The sequence below is a fragment of the Enterocloster sp. 210928-DFI.2.20 genome, from assembly GCF_020554465.1.
In the GTDB taxonomy this organism is placed as follows: Bacteria; Bacillota; Clostridia; order Lachnospirales; family Lachnospiraceae; genus Enterocloster; species Enterocloster bolteae.
This window is the reverse complement of record NZ_JAJCHK010000007.1, coordinates 1-15,930: the sequence shown is the minus strand read 5'-3', so window position 1 is coordinate 15,930 and position 15,930 is coordinate 1. Positions and strand designations below refer to the sequence as shown.

Annotated in this window: 13 protein-coding genes and 1 pseudogene; 3 read left to right on the top strand and 11 right to left on the bottom strand. The window is 47.8% G+C overall.

Features of this window, described 5'->3' with window-relative positions; genetic code table 11:
* Window positions 1-123: 123 nt before the first annotated feature.
* Window positions 124-717 carry a class II aldolase/adducin family protein gene (locus tag LI015_RS08670; RefSeq protein WP_002570635.1) on the bottom strand — a complete coding sequence of 198 codons (594 nt, stop codon included), beginning with the start codon at window positions 715-717 and terminating at the stop codon, window positions 124-126.
* The gene (gene otnK, locus LI015_RS08665; RefSeq protein ID WP_227124584.1) at window positions 714-1,985 is read right to left on the bottom strand and encodes a 3-oxo-tetronate kinase; all 1,272 of its coding nucleotides are present in this window, start codon (window positions 1,983-1,985) and stop codon (window positions 714-716) included. Before otnK ends, LI015_RS08670 begins: the two co-directional genes overlap by 4 nt.
* A 188-nt stretch (window positions 1,986-2,173) precedes the next feature.
* On the opposite strand from otnK, the gene LI015_RS08660 reads away from it, so the two are divergent.
* The 3 genes from LI015_RS08660 (at window position 2,174) to LI015_RS08650 (ending at window position 6,518) form a co-directional block, all read left to right on the top strand.
* The gene (locus tag LI015_RS08660; protein WP_227124583.1) at window positions 2,174-4,075 is read left to right on the top strand and encodes a sigma 54-interacting transcriptional regulator; all 1,902 of its coding nucleotides are present in this window, start codon (window positions 2,174-2,176) and stop codon (window positions 4,073-4,075) included.
* Between the two features lie 301 nt (window positions 4,076-4,376).
* Window positions 4,377-5,321 carry a 2-keto-3-deoxygluconate permease gene (locus tag LI015_RS08655; protein WP_002591181.1) on the top strand — a complete coding sequence of 315 codons (945 nt, stop codon included), beginning with the start codon at window positions 4,377-4,379 and terminating at the stop codon, window positions 5,319-5,321.
* Window positions 5,322-5,360: 39 nt separating this feature from the next.
* A complete protein-coding gene (locus LI015_RS08650) occupies window positions 5,361-6,518 on the top strand; it encodes an amidohydrolase family protein (RefSeq protein WP_119205783.1) in 1,158 nt (385 codons plus the stop codon).
* Between the two features lie 231 nt (window positions 6,519-6,749).
* Here LI015_RS08650 and LI015_RS08645 read toward each other — a convergent pair whose 3' ends face one another.
* From LI015_RS08645 to LI015_RS08610, 9 genes and pseudogenes are all read right to left on the bottom strand, one after another.
* The gene (locus tag LI015_RS08645; RefSeq protein WP_117626844.1) at window positions 6,750-8,120 is read right to left on the bottom strand and encodes a homoserine dehydrogenase; all 1,371 of its coding nucleotides are present in this window, start codon (window positions 8,118-8,120) and stop codon (window positions 6,750-6,752) included.
* Between the two features lie 1,358 nt (window positions 8,121-9,478).
* Complete coding sequence (locus LI015_RS08640; protein ID WP_227124581.1) at window positions 9,479-10,882, bottom strand: SMI1/KNR4 family protein; 1,404 nt, start codon at window positions 10,880-10,882, stop codon at window positions 9,479-9,481.
* Complete coding sequence (locus LI015_RS08635; RefSeq protein WP_117626901.1) at window positions 10,864-11,409, bottom strand: nucleotidyltransferase domain-containing protein; 546 nt, start codon at window positions 11,407-11,409, stop codon at window positions 10,864-10,866. The genes LI015_RS08640 and LI015_RS08635 overlap by 19 nt, the downstream gene beginning before the upstream one ends.
* Window positions 11,410-11,700: 291 nt before the next feature.
* Complete coding sequence (locus LI015_RS08630) at window positions 11,701-13,629, bottom strand: thioredoxin domain-containing protein (RefSeq protein ID WP_264468372.1); 1,929 nt, start codon at window positions 13,627-13,629, stop codon at window positions 11,701-11,703.
* Between the two features lie 38 nt (window positions 13,630-13,667).
* Window positions 13,668-13,832, bottom strand: a complete 165-nt coding sequence (locus LI015_RS28205) for a DUF255 domain-containing protein (RefSeq protein ID WP_007035798.1) — start codon at window positions 13,830-13,832, stop codon at window positions 13,668-13,670.
* 118 nt (window positions 13,833-13,950) lie between these two features.
* Entirely contained in the window at window positions 13,951-14,868 is a 918-nt protein-coding gene (locus tag LI015_RS08625) for a YkvI family membrane protein (protein ID WP_227124579.1), read from the bottom strand.
* A gap of 164 nt (window positions 14,869-15,032) precedes the next feature.
* Complete coding sequence (locus LI015_RS08620) at window positions 15,033-15,446, bottom strand: hypothetical protein (RefSeq protein WP_002565593.1); 414 nt, start codon at window positions 15,444-15,446, stop codon at window positions 15,033-15,035.
* A 14-nt stretch (window positions 15,447-15,460) separates the two neighbouring features.
* Window positions 15,461-15,703 (bottom strand): annotated as a pseudogene (locus LI015_RS08615) (glycine/betaine/sarcosine/D-proline family reductase selenoprotein B); the annotation flags it as partial.
* A 12-nt stretch (window positions 15,704-15,715) separates the two neighbouring features.
* Window positions 15,716-15,930 (bottom strand): glycine/sarcosine/betaine reductase selenoprotein B family protein (locus LI015_RS08610; RefSeq protein WP_227124577.1); only part of this gene is annotated, 215 nt, incomplete at its 5' end.

Here is a 15,930-nt window from a genome sequence, read left to right as displayed (position 1 = left end):
CGCCAGGCCGCAGCCGGCCGCCAAAAAAGCCCTGGTTTTCCAGGGCCCGGCATGATAACTTTTCTACAATCCAAAACATCCAACACCTCACAGGAACAATCCGGGTGCGGTCAACATCCGCCTCTACCTCATTCCAGCCTGTCTCAGCATCCAGGCAATCCTGGCACTTTCCTCCAGCTCTTCCAGACAGAAGAAGGCATCCATCAGACTTTTTCCCGGCACCACTGCCCCATGCTGTTTCAGCAGATAGCCGTCGCTGTCCATTACACGCTGTTCAAAGGCGTCAAACAGTGCCTGGGAACCAGGCTTCTCATAAGGAACCAGTCCCACCTTACCCAGCTTCATCTTCAGATACGGGGTATGATCCGGAATTACGTCTGTTTCGTCCTCAGCAGGCACAAAACTCCACAGTACCCCATAGGTGCCATGGGTATGGATGACCGCGCCTGTTCCCGGTTTCTTCTGGTATACCTTCAGGTGCAGGGGCCATTCCTTGCTGGGCTTGCTGCCGCTCAGACTTGCGCCGTTCATATCCATGACTGCAAATTCATCCGCCTTCAGGGTGCCAAAGCAGCTTCCGCTCCGGCTGATGTACATCGTTCCATTGTGGAAAAAGCTCATATTGGCCGATGAACCAGATGTCTTACTGCGCTCAAACAGGCTCCTTCCAATCCAGACCGCATCCTCTAATTTCTGCGCTAACTCCCTATCCATCATTTTCCATCCTCCGTCTGCGTCATCTCCAATACTCTCACAAAAAAATCTTCCTGTCCAAAATTCCCGGACTTTAATACCAGGCGAAGCGCCTCATTCTCCATTGGCACCATTACCGGCACTCCGGGCGCAACGCTGGCGCCAATCCTGTAGGAAGAGAATCCCAGCCGTTTTGTTACCGCGCCCGAGGTTTCCCCTCCTGCCACCACCACCCTCCTGATTCCATGGGCTACTGCCCGTTCCGCCAGCTCTGCGGCTGCCTGTTCCAGCATCTCAGCCACACGCTCCTGTCCATATTGCTGCACTTCTTTCACATTCCGGGCTGTATCGGAGCTGTAAATAAGCACTGGTGTTCCCCAGTTCTCTCTCACAAACCTCCATGCGTCCTCCAGAGACTCCCTTCCCTCAAGCATGGCCATGGGATCCATCTTATAGCTGAATCCGCCGTGGGTTTGGAAATGGGCAATCTGTTCCAGGGTAGCCCTGGAACAGCTTCCCGCAATCAGGACGGCGGCTCCTTCTGCCCGAATATCAAGCTCCGGCAGTATATCCTGACGGCGGCTCAGATGCTTTGCCAGCGGCTCCAGAATCCCGCTCCCTCCTGTCAGCAGGGCCAAATCCCCGAACAGCTCCACAATCCGCTCCCCATCCTCCATATCCTGGTAATCCGGTATCACATAGTAATGCTCCTGTGTGTCCGCCTGATCCGAGAGTATGGCACGGATTTCATCTGCCGGCCTGTCCATCTGCTCCTTCCATAGCTCCACGCAGGAATACTTGCTCTGGGGCTTCATCAGATTCGCGATTCTGGCGTCCCACATGGGGGTCAGAGGATGGTTCTTCATGGGGCTCTCATGCAGAGGCACACCGCCCACATACAATTCCCCCTTCATTACCACCCGTCCGTTGACCGGAAGCGCCGGGCACAGGACCGTATAGGACACGCCGAGAAATTCCATGGCCGCATCGGCAGCAGGGCCGATATTCCCCTTCGGAGTAGAGTCAAAGGTGGAACAGTATTTCAGATAAAACCTCTCAACCCCCTGCTCCTTTAACCACCCCAGAGCCCGCAGGGTATCCGCCACTGCCTCCCCGGTATCCTGGGTCCTGGATTTAAGCGCTATTACAATGGCCTGTATTCCCTCCCCAACCCTGCTTCCTTTTCCCGGAATTCCGTTAAAGAGCTGGACCGACATGCCTCCCTTTACCAAAAATGAAGCGGCGTCGCTGGCGCCTGTAAAATCATCGGCTACACATCCGAATATTGGCATATTTTACCTCCTGTTATCATGAAATGATATATTATACAATATATATTAGCAAATTTCATGCCAATTTGAATCACAGCCTTCCTGCTTTATCTTCCGCTCATATATGTTGCAAAACCGTTGACCAAATTGTTGCATTATTGTAGAATCGAAACAGCAACAACTGTATAACCAACCATAGGAGGCATGCCATGATCCATATATTATTTATTGTACCATACCCTGAACTTCGGGAAAAGGTTGAGTATGTCTTAGACAATCATCCTGAAAACAAACGAATCTGCGCAGACATACAGGTATTGACAGTTGACCAGATTTCCAAGATCAATGCAGGTAGTTACGATGCTGTCATCGCCCGCGGTTTCAGCGCAAAACAGCTGAAAACCATGCATCCCCAAACTCCCGTTATCGACCTGGCAATTTCCGGTTATGATATCATCCGTACTGTAGCTGAATGCCGTAAAGATTTTAACTCCACCCGGATTGCTATTTGTGGATTTTATGGAAAAATATATGAAGCCTCTGACATATGCAAACTATTAGGATGCCAGGTGGAAATTTATCCGGCCAGCAATCACAAGGACCTGGAAGCCAACATAGGTGAAGCCATCGTCCATGGCTGTGACGCGCTAATCGGAGGGTACTCTGCTGTAGAGCTGGCCGAAAGACATGGCATCCTATCCCGCCTCATACGTACCGGAGAAGATACCATCCTTCAGGCAATCAATGAAGCCATACGTACGGTGGAGCAGATACAGATTGAACGGATTGTTGCTGAGACCTATAAGACCATCATATACGCCTCCAAGGACGGCATTCTGTATATTGATTCCTCTGGAACCATACGGGTACGCAACCGTGTGGTCAAAGCCATGAACAACAATATCAGCCTGCTGTCAAAGTCTCTTCAGACCACCCTTCCCTATCTTTACAAATCCTTTAGTGAAGTTTTAAAGGGTGGACAGGAAATAAGCGGCAGCATTCTTACCATCCCCAAAAGCAACATTACTGTATCCGCCTCCTTTGTCCCAGTGGTAGTCAATAACAACATTTCCGGTGTCGTGATTACCTTATCTGATATTACCGAGATACAGAAGCTAGAGAATCAAATCCGCCGAAGCCTCAGTGAAAAAGGACTCCGGGCAAAATATACCTTTGACGACATTATTCATAAGAGTGCTGTCATCGACGCCACCATTGACACGGCGCGCAGATATGCCGCCTCGGATTCCAATGTCATCATTGTAGGAGAAACCGGAACTGGAAAGGAATTATTTGCGCAGAGCATCCACAATACCAGTTCTCGTAAAAATGGTCCTTTCGTCGCCATCAACTGTGCCGCCCTCCCGGAAAATCTGCTGGAAAGCGAGCTTTTTGGCTATGTGGAAGGCGCCTTTACCGGCAGCGTTAAAGGCGGTAAAATGGGACTCTTTGAACAGGCGCACGGAGGAACCCTGTTTCTGGACGAAATCGGGGAAATATCACTTTCCACCCAGACCAAGTTACTGCGTGTCCTCCAGGAACGTGAAGTCAGAAGAATTGGTGATAACAAGGTCATCTCCATCAATGTCCGCATTATTTCCGCCACCAATAAAAGCATCAATCAGCTTGCCGGTAAAGAATTGTTCCGCCGCGATTTGATGTACCGCCTGGATGTACTGAGAATTTTCCTCCCTCCCCTTCGCCAGAGAGAACGGGACGCTGAGCTTCTGTTTCTTCATTTGATGAGGCAGCGGGGACAGGAGAACGGTATTCCTGTTCCTGAAATCAATATTTCAGCCTTATCTGTCCTTAATGATTATCCATTTAATGGAAATATACGGGAACTGCGCAATATTGTAGAGCGATCTCTGGTAATCTGCTCCGGCAATACAATCACCAGAGATGATTTGCTAAAGGCATTATATCCCCAGGATTTAGAAGATACATCTCCGCTTCCTTCCTATACTGCATCTCAAACCTCCAGCGAAGAAAGTTCCATTTTATGGGCACTTAGAGAATGCAGCGGCAACCAGACCAAGGCAGCCAGACTTCTGGGAATCAACCGTTCTACACTATGGAGAAAAATGCAGAAATATAATATAAAAATATAATTCAATTCATGCAATGGTGTTGCACATTTTGTTGTGATATCGTTGCATTTTTTGCTGTAATGGTGTTGCAATCGCACTCCCCCTCACCCCTGATGTATTTCTCAATATATCGACCTTTTTCTTTTGTCTTTTATGAAGCTTTTATTATTTTTAACGATTATTCATATACTTGGCATAATAATTGCTTTAGATAAATGCATCGGGCAATAGGAACACGCCTTACTCTGGCCCTGCCGGGGTGGTCAGTCTCCGGGGTAATGGCGCTCTATTCCAAAATCAAGAAGAAGGAGAGGTATATTTTATGAAGATTTGCGCGACAATGAAAAAATTTCCTGGGGGTATGATGGTCATTCCGCTATTGATTGGCTGTTTAGTCAACACGTTCATCCCACAGGTACTGGAGATTGGAGGTTTTACAACAGGTCTTTTTAAAACAGGAACCTCTACACTGGTAGGCCTGTTCATCCTGTGCAGCGGTGCAACAATCAACTTCAAACAGGCTGCGCTTCCGCTCTACAAGGGAGCAGTACTGACCATTTTAAAATATGCCATCGGTGTGTTGCTTGGCCTGGGTCTTAACAAGCTGTTCGGACCCATGGGAATTTTAGGTCTTACTCCATTGGCAGTTATCACAGCCGTTACTAACTCCAATGGTGCCATCTATACTGCCCTGGCAAAAGAGTTTGGAGACAATACAGATGTAGGAGCAATCGCTATCTTGTCCCTAAACGACGGTCCATTTCTTACCATGATTGCATTAGGCACCACCGGCCTTGCGGAAATTCCAATTCTGTCTCTGGTAGCAGCCATAGTTCCCCTGATTATCGGTATGATTTTAGGCAATCTGGATGAAGATTTCAAGGTGCTTCTATCCAACGGATTAGCTATGCTGCTCCCCTTTAACGGCTTTGTGCTGGGAGCCAATACAAGCCTGTTTACCATTGCAAAAGCCGGCGCTGGCGGTATTGTCCTTGGACTTATAACTGTTTTATTTACGGGTATACTTACGTATTACCTTTACAGCCTGATTCGAAGGAAACCAGATCCTATGGGAATGGCCATTGGCACCACTGGAGGTAATGCCGTGGCTGTACCTGCATCCGTTGCCATGGCAGATCCTTCCCTGGAACCAGTGGTGGGCGTGGCTACTGCACAGGTAGCTGGTGCTGTTGTTATCACAGCCATTCTGACTCCTATCCTGACTGGGTTCTTTGCCAAAAGGGCTGCCAAAAAGCAGCAGAAATAATAATGGACTTACCCGCATATCAAGAAAGTGAGGAATTTTATGGAACGTTATATCATTAAGGCAAATAAAATCATAGCAGGCGATCAGCTGGAAGTTAAGGAAAACAGCGGGCTTCTTATTGAAAATGGCAAAATCCAAAAAATTTACGATAATATCTCCCAAGTTGAAATACCAGAGCAAATAAATGTAATTGACTATGGCGATAAGGTAATAATCCCTGGCATGATTGACTGTCACAACCATCTGGCCTTAGACGCCAGACTTGAAAATCACCTGGTCAAAATGGAGGACTGCGAGGCAGAGCAGACCATACGCGCCATTAAAACGATGAAGGACGACCTGGCAGCCGGCGTAACCACCTCCAGATGTCTGGGAGACAGGTTTTATATTGATGTAACATGTAAAAAGGCGCAGAAAGAAGGAAGGATTGCAGGACCGAAGCTGGTTGTCAGCGGCATCGGCATGCGCAGCAGCCATGGGCATGGATATGTAGGAATGCCCCATTGCGGCGCGGAAGATTTCCGCCGGACTTCCAGGGAAAATATTGCCCGCGGTGTCGATTTTCTGAAGGTATTTATGACAAAGGTTATCAATGCAACACCTTTCATTTATCACTTTTTGACCTTAGAGGAGCTGAAAGTGGTGGTAGAAGAAGCAAAAAGCGTTAATATAACCACAGCTTGCCATTGTTCTGGAGGACAGGGATTAGACGACTGCCTGACTGCAGGCATTGACTGTCTGGAACATGTGTATTATATCACCCAGCCCCAGGTAGAACGTGTTAATAAGGAGGACCGCTGGGTAGTATATACTCCCAGTTACGCCCTGAATGACCAGTTGTTATTTAAATTCTCCCCCCATGACAGTGAGGGAAGCCTTCGTGAAAAGGAAATTATCTGTAAATGTTTATCCGGCGCCATTGAGGGCGGACTTAAGTTTGGCATTGGCACTGATGGTCTGCATCAGGGGTTGGCCCAGGAGGCCTGCTATATCTCTGGTCTGGGTGCTAAAAACCGGGATGTACTGTCTGGAATCACAATCAACGCAGCTCGGATCTGCCGGGTAGACGGAACTACCGGATCTATCATGGAAGGAAAAGCAGCTGATTTGGCAATCCTGGATGGCAATCCATTAGATAATATCGAAGCTTTAAAAAAGGTTACATCTGTAATTCAGGACGGAACCATTATTTTCTGAATCTAAGCAGAGCACTACTTTGCTGATAAACTTCAGGGCCGGCACCGGGAAATACAATCGTGTATTTAACCGTACCGGCCCTGCCGTCTTTATACTTTAATTCTCCTTATAATCCGGCCAAAAATGTCTCAGTTTACACCTATAAAAAGGATGCTGCTGCAAACCGAAATTCTATTTGCAGCAGCATCTCTTATTCTATGTCACAACTTCATGCTCTATCCTGTTTTTCAATCAAAGCTTCAATCCCTCATTATATAATTTATAGGGAAGGCTTCCTGACAAATCCACCACATCCTTTGTTATAGGCTGCCCTGCCTTTACATCTTCCAGAAGTGTTGTACCATTTAACAGATAGAACGGAGCCACATTTCCAGCATCCTTGAGTTCCCACAATTCCGGAACCAGACCCTCAATGGAATGATGATGTCCCTGGACCTTAAGTATGGTTCCCTTAGGCATGTCCTTCTGGGCCACTCCGGCCATAACGGAAACCTGGCGGCATTCAGAGTGAGTACCTAGTCCCAGGATATCTCCTAACAGAATGGATATAGGCGTCTCAAGTCCCATATAATGATAAGGAAGATAGATACACGCATATTTGCCATTACGGCTTACCACATGCCCTTTACTTGTAAGCAGTTCCCATACGGTCTCATTCTCGCATTTGATGATGATGAACTCACCCCCTGCAAAACTGGCCTCATCCGGCGCACGCAGATTGCAGAATACATCTACAACACCAGTCTTCTTAAGTATGCCGCCATCTTCCTCCGGAATAAAGATATCTGCCAGTTCGCTGATTTTTGCAATAGGATAATTCAGACGTCTGTCAGACGGCACCAGCCCAGTTACATTGGATACAAGGTTCATTTCGCAAAGATCAGCGGAAATAACCGCCATATATTTTTCTAACAGCTTACGGCGTCCCTCCAATGTCTCGCGGCCTTCATAATGCCAGACTTCCTTCAGACCCGGAATATTCTCGTGCGGTTTTTCAGGGCCTTCCATATAGGTGAATTCGTCAGTATCCGGATCCCATACAAAGTCATACTCGCTGGCTTTACCGGCTGCTATGATCTCTAATCCCAATACTTTTCCCCAAGAGTAAAGGTCCAAAAGATTTCTTGGCTGATCCCCGTTAACCAGAGAGTATACGGTACCGTGTTTTTCAGCAATATGATTCAACATAGGACCACACACACTGTCAGTCTCCTTTGAAACCATATATACATTGATTCCCTTCTTTAATGCATCCGCTGATACCTCTGAACTCACAGCCGTGTTTCCCGTGCACTCAACTAATGCCGTAATATCACTTTCCAGTACCAGCCGATAGTCGTTTACAATGAGAACCGCATGGCTGGGAGCACTCTCAACCTGCTCTTTATTCCCGCATATAATAATATCCTCTTTCTTGTATCCAAGACCTGTGAGCACCTCTACACATTCGTCTGTATGCCGCGAAGAAATCAGCCTCAGTTCCATTAACTCAACCTTTGGAATTTGTGCTAACAGCGTATAGCCATATCCGCGGGTTGCACCTATAATTCCTACTTTTGACTTTTTTCCGCCGTTGTTCTTAAATAAACTAGTGTAATCCATATCGCGCATTTCCTTTCTGTTTTATATTTTTCTTCTCACCCTTCCTGTAACAGCCATCCCTGTCCCATTCTATGTAAATAATAAGTTCAGTCCATGATGCTACAGATAATGTTATGGGTATATTTGCTACTACCAAACTATAACAGCAAATATCATGCCAAAAATTAATCAAGGAAAAAGTGACAACATTTTTGCCAAAAAGCTAAGAATATTAGGGTACTGTCAAAAAAATGGAATATGAAAATAGAATGATTCAATTATACCTCGTAACATGTATGCAACAAAGGCAGTCAACAATGCAACAATGTTGCAACTGATGCCAAATGACCTTTGTCTCAGCCATCTTTTATGAAACAAGGCTACAGGGCGTTTTTCGATATTATAATAACAGAAAGACAGGAGATTTTTCACACCTCCTGCCTTCTTCATATCTCTCATTACACCTGTCTATTGATTCCGATTCACTCCCCCGTAACCGGCAATCTTATTCCTGCCATGCTGTTTGGCACAATACAGCGCCTTGTCGGCACAATACAGAACGAGACAGCAGATGCAACTCCGTACAAAACCCAGCAATTGTAAATATCCGCCAGGGCCAGTGAGACAGGCTTGGCCTTAAAGCTGCATATACAGAATATTATACCGGCTAGAAAATTAAACAAATCCAGCTTCCATGGACTTGCTATGAAAAGAATGGACATCACAATCATAAACGAGTAAAAACTGATGGCCGGCATATCCAGACTATAGGAAACTCCGGAAATAATACAGAAAATATAAATTTTCATCATACAAAGGAATACGGCAGCCTCTATGCCCCTGCTGCTCTTAAACAGCAACCACCGGTCTGCTGCCATCTCCAACAGCGTAAACACAGCCGTCCCAACATAAACCGGCTGCATGGGAGCCACATATCCGGTAAAGAAACCCGAAACAAACACAAATACCAGAAGCGACAGCACCAGCGCATTAAAAATGTCAATATCCCAGTATTATACCGCTCGATCTCTGATCTGTATGTATCAAAGTACTCTTTATTATATCCTTCCAGAAACCATTCCCTTATAAGACGAATCCCGTTCATACCCATACCCCGCACCGCAGCTTTTCATTTGTCTATCCCAATCAAAGCCCTCCCAGATGTCCCGCCAAGTCGTATATCATCTATTATACACCCCTTGTATGGTTTGGTGTAAATAAGCTGCCGCATTTACAGCTTTTACTGGCTCCGTTTTCCTATATACTGCCGGATTCCGACATATCTCCCATGCTCTGCGGGAAAGTGTTTTTCACCGCAGGGCCGCCCGTCAGGGTATATCTCTTCCGGTCATCCTTGAGCCGGTTCTGCATCAATGGTTCTACCTCTTCTCAATCCCATTTGCCTCAAATGCAATCTGCAGATTGGAGCGCATCATGCGGTCCCCCTCATATCGCTTCCACATCCACTCATATGTGTCTGTCAGCTCCGCACAGGGAGTCCGGGACATTGCCTGCAGTGCGGCGTGGGCCAGCCAGTAATCCTCCCCCTGCATCCGTTTTGCAAAAAATTCCGCAAAATCCAGTTTATCCGGGCATTTTCCCATCACGTAAACAGCTGTACGCCTGTCCTCGCTACTGTTTTCCATATTTTCTGCAAATCCCTTCAAATCCGCAGCCTTCCTGTTACTGCAGTCTCCCAGAAAAAATAAGATACGGGCCTTGTCCTTTATATCAGGGCGGTACAGCAGACCCAGCATTTTCCCGTAAAACCGGTCCTTATACTGGTCCGGCATTCTCCTGGCGCAGGCCACGGCTCCCTGGGGATGGTTTCCAACGATAGTTTCTTCAAACATCTTCAGCCCTTTCATTGGCGCCAGTTTAAAAAGCAGCTCTCCCTTTGCCCCATCTGTCTCGGGTCTGTCCCGCTGTAACAGAAGCTCAATTGTTTCAGGCTCCGCCTCTGTAAACTTATGGAATCCGGCCAGAATCCTAAGCTTGTCCTCTGTCAGAACAGCTCCCCCATACTCCTTCCTGAGTTCCTGCTGGGATTTAAGGCTGATATAACCATAGGATGTAAGGTTATGCCCGGCCAGAATTTCCAGGAAATACTGCTCAAACCACTCCAGAAATGTGAGACCCGTTAAAAAGGGACCGTATTCCGGCTCCATATTCCAGTCTATATATACAATTTTTCCTCTCTCGCTCCCCTTCCACATCAGCAGATTATCGTAGGTGCACCCCTGGGTGCCTATGACCAACAGGCCGGAGCAGACCTGCTTCATCCGGACATCATATTCATTATCATCATTTATATCCTCCATCTCTTCCATGGCCCGCGCCCAGTTAACAGGACTCATATTCCGGTCAATGAACGGAGGCAGGGCTTCCTTATCCCTGGCATCATAGAACCCCAGATATTCGTTGTACCGGTCCAGATTTTCCAGGGAGTAAAGGCCATAATACGGTCCTGCGCCGCCATTTCCCACCTTGGTGAGAAAAAATACATATTCATCCGGAAGAGTCAGGTGCCAGCGCGCCTCAAACCTCCTGACCTCCTCCCGTGTCACGGTGGGATTCAGTTTGTATCCATGTTTGGACGAACCGAAAATTTCACGCGTACCGTCCTTTTTTCCTGCCCGCTTAACTAAATCCTTTAGGTATGCGGCATGGGCGTCCGACAATGGTTCATATGTATTAGACGGATTGGGCGGATTGGGCGGCCTGGATTCCTGCTTTCTTCTCAAATACGCCGACAACTTTCCCCCTATTTTTTTGCCTGGCATACATCTCCCCCTGTCTCATCCCTGCTGCTGGCTTGAACAGCAAGCAAATGGTCGATATTCCGGATGTCATGCTTATCCACTTCCCTGAGTTCATACCCTGTATGGAATACTTTCTGACCCTTTGCCGAGATACACGGTATGGTCCTGCCCTCAAAAACCGCGCTTCCGAAATAATCCGCCTCAAATTCGTACCATCCGCCTTCCAGGTCTGCCTGCTTTGCAGTTCCATCATCATTGATTACAAATGGATGGATGTCCACATAACTCAGCTCCGGGTGGTAAAGTTCAATCCGCACCGGGCGCCAGTCTGTCACGATTTCATAACCTCGGGAAACCAAGGTGTCAAGCAATACGTCTGTGCACCGGGCATCAAAGTTGATATCCACATCCCTGTGCTCCCTGGTCTGTTTCCCGACCAGCACGTCCACACCCCAGCCGCCGTCCAGCCAGTACTGTATGCCGGATGCCTCCATCAGGTCCAATACCTTCAATAAATCCGTCTTTGTTACTGTCTCTTTTTTGAACATAATACCCTCGTCTTTCTCCATAAACATCTTATATAGCGTTTCCTGCCACTGCATCAAGTTTACCATATTCTCCCGCTCATATCTACCCGGTTCCGTACCTGAAGCAAAGACCCTGAAGCAAAGACCTGCAGCAATGCTCTGAAACAGAGGACTGATGCAAACCCCTGAAAAAAGCAAGCCGGAAGGCCCCCTCGGACCTCCCGGCTTATTCCAGATATCCTGGCATTTTTTCCCCAGCAATGACATGTATCTCAATATTCCCGGACATTTTCTTAAGGCTCATGTCCTCTCTTAAAGTTTCTCAATCAGCTGTTCAAGCTGCGGAACCGGCTGCATACATTCATGCCCCACACAGAGATAAAATAATTCACCGGTATCAGGCACCGGATAATCTTTTGTATAGGGTATAAGACGCTCCATTTCCCGTGCATTTTCCTCTGTTTTTATCACCACAGTCAGTCCTTCTGCGGTTACGGCCAGATTCGCAAGCTGAGCAGCCAGCTTCCTGCGCCTTTCCGTGTCAGAGCCAGACGACAGCGTACATACCAGCTCCTTAGCGGGATACAGCACATCCATCATGGTTAAAAGCCCATAGCTGTGCCCGGAAGGATATCCGTCCATAGCGCCTGCCAGGTAACAGAGCTGTTTTTCCAGCACCTTCTGCCATGTGACATCTCCGGTAATCCGGGTCAGCCGGTACAGCACCTGAGCTGCCACGGAATTCCCAGACGGCATGGCACCGTCATAGGTTTCCTTTGTCCTCACAATAAGCGGTTCCCCGTCCTTGGCATACAGATAAAATCCCCCGCGTTCCCGGTCAAAGAACTGTTCCGTCATTATCTCCGCCCAGGCAGCTGCCCTTTCCAGGTAATCAACCCGGAACGTCACCCGGTACAGCTCCAGCAACGCAAGACTATAACAGGCATAATCATCCAGTTTTCCTTCTCCCGCTGCATCTCCGTCACGGTAGCGCACCATCAGACGGCCCTCCTTGACAAGATGGCTTTTTATAAATGCATCCGCCCTGACAGCCATATCCACATACTGCTCTTCCCCCAGCACTGCTCCTGCCATCGCGCATGCACAAATCATCCAACTGTTCCAGGAAACCAGTATCTTGTCGTCCTTGTGAAGCCTGGCGCGGTCAATCCGGTATTGATACAGTCTTCGGCACTCCTCATTTTCTCTGCCTCCAATGGTGTCACAGGAGCCATGACAGATATTGCCGCCATGGTCACCATTGCCCCACGGTTCCTCACAAATCTCCTCGTAATTATCATTTTCCAGCAGGTTGGGTATGCTCCTGCCTTCAAAATTACCATGCCCTGTTATTCCATATTGCCGGCAAAAGTCCCTGCCCGCTTTCTCTCCCAGTACCTCCCTTATCTCCTCCCGGGTAAATACATAGTATTTTCCTTCCACACCATCGCTGTCCGCGTCCTGACCGCAGTAAAAGCCTCCCTGGGAATCTGTAAGCTCCCGCCTGACATATTCCAGAATCTTTTCCGCCACACACCCATACATCTTCCGCCCGGTGCTTCCATAGGCTTTGATGTAAGCCATGACAAGCAGGCTGTTGTCGTAGAGCATTTTCTCAAAGTGTGGCACCAGCCACTGTCCGTCCGTGGAATATCTGGAAAATCCGCCTCCAATGTGGTCAAAGATACCGCCCCTGTACATCTGCACCAGGGTTTTCTCCGCCATGGCCAATGCCTCAGGCCGCTTCTCCCTTGCGCCATACTCCATCAGAAATATCAGGTTGTGGGGCGCGGGAAACTTGGGCGCACTTCCAAAACCGCCGTTTTTACTGTCAAAACAATCCGCCAACTGCCTGAATGCCTGGTGCACCGCCCCAAGCTCCGGCTCGGCCTGCCTTTCTGTCCGTTCCTGGCTTTTTAGGTATTTCTCTATCTGACCTGCCTGGTCCAGAAGTTTTTCTTTTTTCACCTTCCACTGTCCTGCTGCCGCTGTCAGCAGTTCTTCCAGACCCGGCCTGCCATAACGGGCCCTGGTAGGAAAATAGGTACCGGAAAAAAAGGGCCTGCAGTCCGGCGTCATTATGATAGTCAGCGGCCATCCGCCCTGTCCGTTCATGGCCTGGCACACTGACATATATACAGAATCCACATCCGGCCGTTCCTCCCGGTCCACCTTAACACAGACATATTCCCTGTTCAGGATTTCCGCAATCACCTCATTTTCAAATGATTCCCGTTCCATCACATGGCACCAATGACATGTACTTCATCCGGGACAGGTCAGCTGTACCCAATAGATAAGAAAACAGGCTTATTTTCCAGCCTTGCTTTCTCAAATGCCTCCTCTCCCCACGGAAACCACTGCACCGGATTGTACGCATGCTGCAGCAGATAGGGCGATTTCTCATTGATTAACCTATTGGGTCTGTTGTTTTGATTGTCCACGATATCACCCCCTTATGAACGAATATTTGCCCTTCTATGTTCTCCAAGGATACGCAAAAGTATACCCTTCTGCCGGCGGTAATAAATCCGCCGGCAGACAGAAGGCAAACATTAACGGTCATGCATTCTTTCGGGCCGCAGCGTCTCTGATGTTTTTAATGATAACCAGGGCCACCAGCAGGAAACCCACCTTTCCGTTGACCGCATAGATGAAATTCACAATGGCTGCATAAGGCGCTACCAATCCGATAACACAGCCCGCAGCCGCCAGAACAATGGCAGCAATCTTGTAGGTATTAGTTCCTTCCTTAGCCACGCGGTTTACCGGTGTCCAGAGAAGCGGACAGGCTGTGGTATAGATTCCCGCAAAAATCACCACGCTGAAAACGGTTGCAAGGAAGGGACTGCTCTGATGCAGAATCAGCAGAAGCGGAATCTGGGAAGCGCCAACCAAATCTATATTCTTAATCAATGCGCTTCCTACAATCAAAACTGCCAGGGTCAGGACAAGAACTCCCATGATAGTACCGTACTGGGCATCCTTGGGATTCCTCTCCTCCTTGCCAATGGCTGCCAGGAATGGTGCAAACCACAGCATGCCAAATCCAAGGTAGGAAATCATGGAACCCCACCATGTTCCGGAAGCCGCTATAATTCCGGAGCCGGGAATCAGCACCTCTGCTTCCTGGAAACTGAGGTTACCGTTGATAATGCCTACAAGGCCTGCAAGAAGGCACAGCACAATAATTGCAGGACCGATTTTTCCTATGATATCAACCAGTTTATTGAGTCCCAGCATTACCGTTAGTCCTGCAAGAGCAGCAATTATTACAGCGCCAATAACAGGCTGAATACCAAACTGCTGCTGCAGGGTAGCTCCTGCGCCAGCAATCATGACAAAATAAGATGCAAAGGAAAAGATGACGGAGAACCAGTCAAAAAACAGACCTATGTATTTTCCACCGAAATAGTTAAAAACCTGGCTTCCTTTTTCAAACTGGCCTTTGCGGCCCGCCTCCAGAAAATTATAGTTCATGTAAAGGTTGCCTATAAAGAAAACGACAGCGCAAAGAACTATTTCCGTTCCATATGCCGCAAAAAACTGCATAATTTCCTGACCGGTAGAGAAACCAGAACCAATAGCAAATGCGATGAATGCGCCGCCGATAGTGACGACTCTGCCTATATTAAGCTTTTTATTCATACTTTCCTCACTTTCTTATATGATAATTCGTCCATATAACACTTCAGATGCTCTGTGGTTCTCAGAGCAATCGACATGTCCAATATTTGAAAGTCCTTAAGCTCCAAATCCGTGTAAAGGGCATCGGGGCGATAAGGCGAATCATGAAACTGAGCCAGTTTTTCCAGAACCAGCACATCCTCCCCCATATTGCTGATGGCCTCGTCACACAAGAATACCGTATGGCAGGGATTATATCTTTTATTGTAGCCGCCTCTGGGATCAGCAGCCAAATGCCAGCCTTTAATAATTAAGTCCCTGGCATGGAGCAGGCTTCTTTTTGCATTCCCATCCGTAAACTCTACACAGAGGCCGAGTTTTTCCAGTCTCTCTCCGGCTTCCGGATTATTTGTCACTACCAATACGTTCATACTGCCTTTTCCTCTCAAAAGATTGTCTGTTCCGTAATTTCAGTTGCAAGCGCCTCCACGGCTGTATCAAGCATATGGCGGCGGAATAACTTCTCATCCTCCTTTTCCAGTTCAATATTTCCTGTCGGATACGGAATTGCCATGGCAGGCACAACCCTGTTGGCGCCTACATTGATGGAAATAGGTGTTACAGTACATACATGCACTGCCGGAATTCCCTGTGCTTCGGTTTCCCTGACAATCGTTGCGCCGCAACGAGTACAGGTTCCTCAGGCAGAAGTCAGAATAATACCGTCAACCTTCATCGCCTTAAGCTCTGCAGCAATTGCCTGTCCAAAGGCAACTGCATTGTTGGTTGCGCAGCCATTTCCCGAAGTAACAAAGAGAGTATCGCTGAGCTTACCGATTTTTCCTTCTGCCTCCATATCCTTTAAATAATCTCTCGGAATCTCTAAGCCAGTAAATATAAGGCTTTCAGATTCCT

What these genes read in the sequence shown, in the direction of transcription:
- LI015_RS08670 (WP_002570635.1), bottom strand. Translation starts at nt 717, where the DNA reads ATGATGGATAGGGAGTTAGCGCAGAAATTAGAGGATGCGGTCTGGATT.
- otnK (WP_227124584.1), bottom strand. Translation starts at nt 1,985, where the DNA reads ATGCCAATATTCGGATGTGTAGCCGATGATTTTACAGGCGCCAGCGAC.
- LI015_RS08660 (WP_227124583.1), top strand. Translation starts at nt 2,174, where the DNA reads ATGATCCATATATTATTTATTGTACCATACCCTGAACTTCGGGAAAAG.
- LI015_RS08655 (WP_002591181.1), top strand. Translation starts at nt 4,377, where the DNA reads ATGAAGATTTGCGCGACAATGAAAAAATTTCCTGGGGGTATGATGGTC.
- LI015_RS08650 (WP_119205783.1), top strand. Translation starts at nt 5,361, where the DNA reads ATGGAACGTTATATCATTAAGGCAAATAAAATCATAGCAGGCGATCAG.
- LI015_RS08645 (WP_117626844.1), bottom strand. Translation starts at nt 8,120, where the DNA reads ATGGATTACACTAGTTTATTTAAGAACAACGGCGGAAAAAAGTCAAAA.
- LI015_RS08640 (WP_227124581.1), bottom strand. Translation starts at nt 10,882, where the DNA reads ATGCCAGGCAAAAAAATAGGGGGAAAGTTGTCGGCGTATTTGAGAAGA.
- LI015_RS08635 (WP_117626901.1), bottom strand. Translation starts at nt 11,409, where the DNA reads ATGTTCAAAAAAGAGACAGTAACAAAGACGGATTTATTGAAGGTATTG.
- LI015_RS08630 (WP_264468372.1), bottom strand. Translation starts at nt 13,629, where the DNA reads ATGGAACGGGAATCATTTGAAAATGAGGTGATTGCGGAAATCCTGAAC.
- LI015_RS08625 (WP_227124579.1), bottom strand. Translation starts at nt 14,868, where the DNA reads ATGAACTATAATTTTCTGGAGGCGGGCCGCAAAGGCCAGTTTGAAAAA.
- LI015_RS08620 (WP_002565593.1), bottom strand. Translation starts at nt 15,446, where the DNA reads ATGAACGTATTGGTAGTGACAAATAATCCGGAAGCCGGAGAGAGACTG.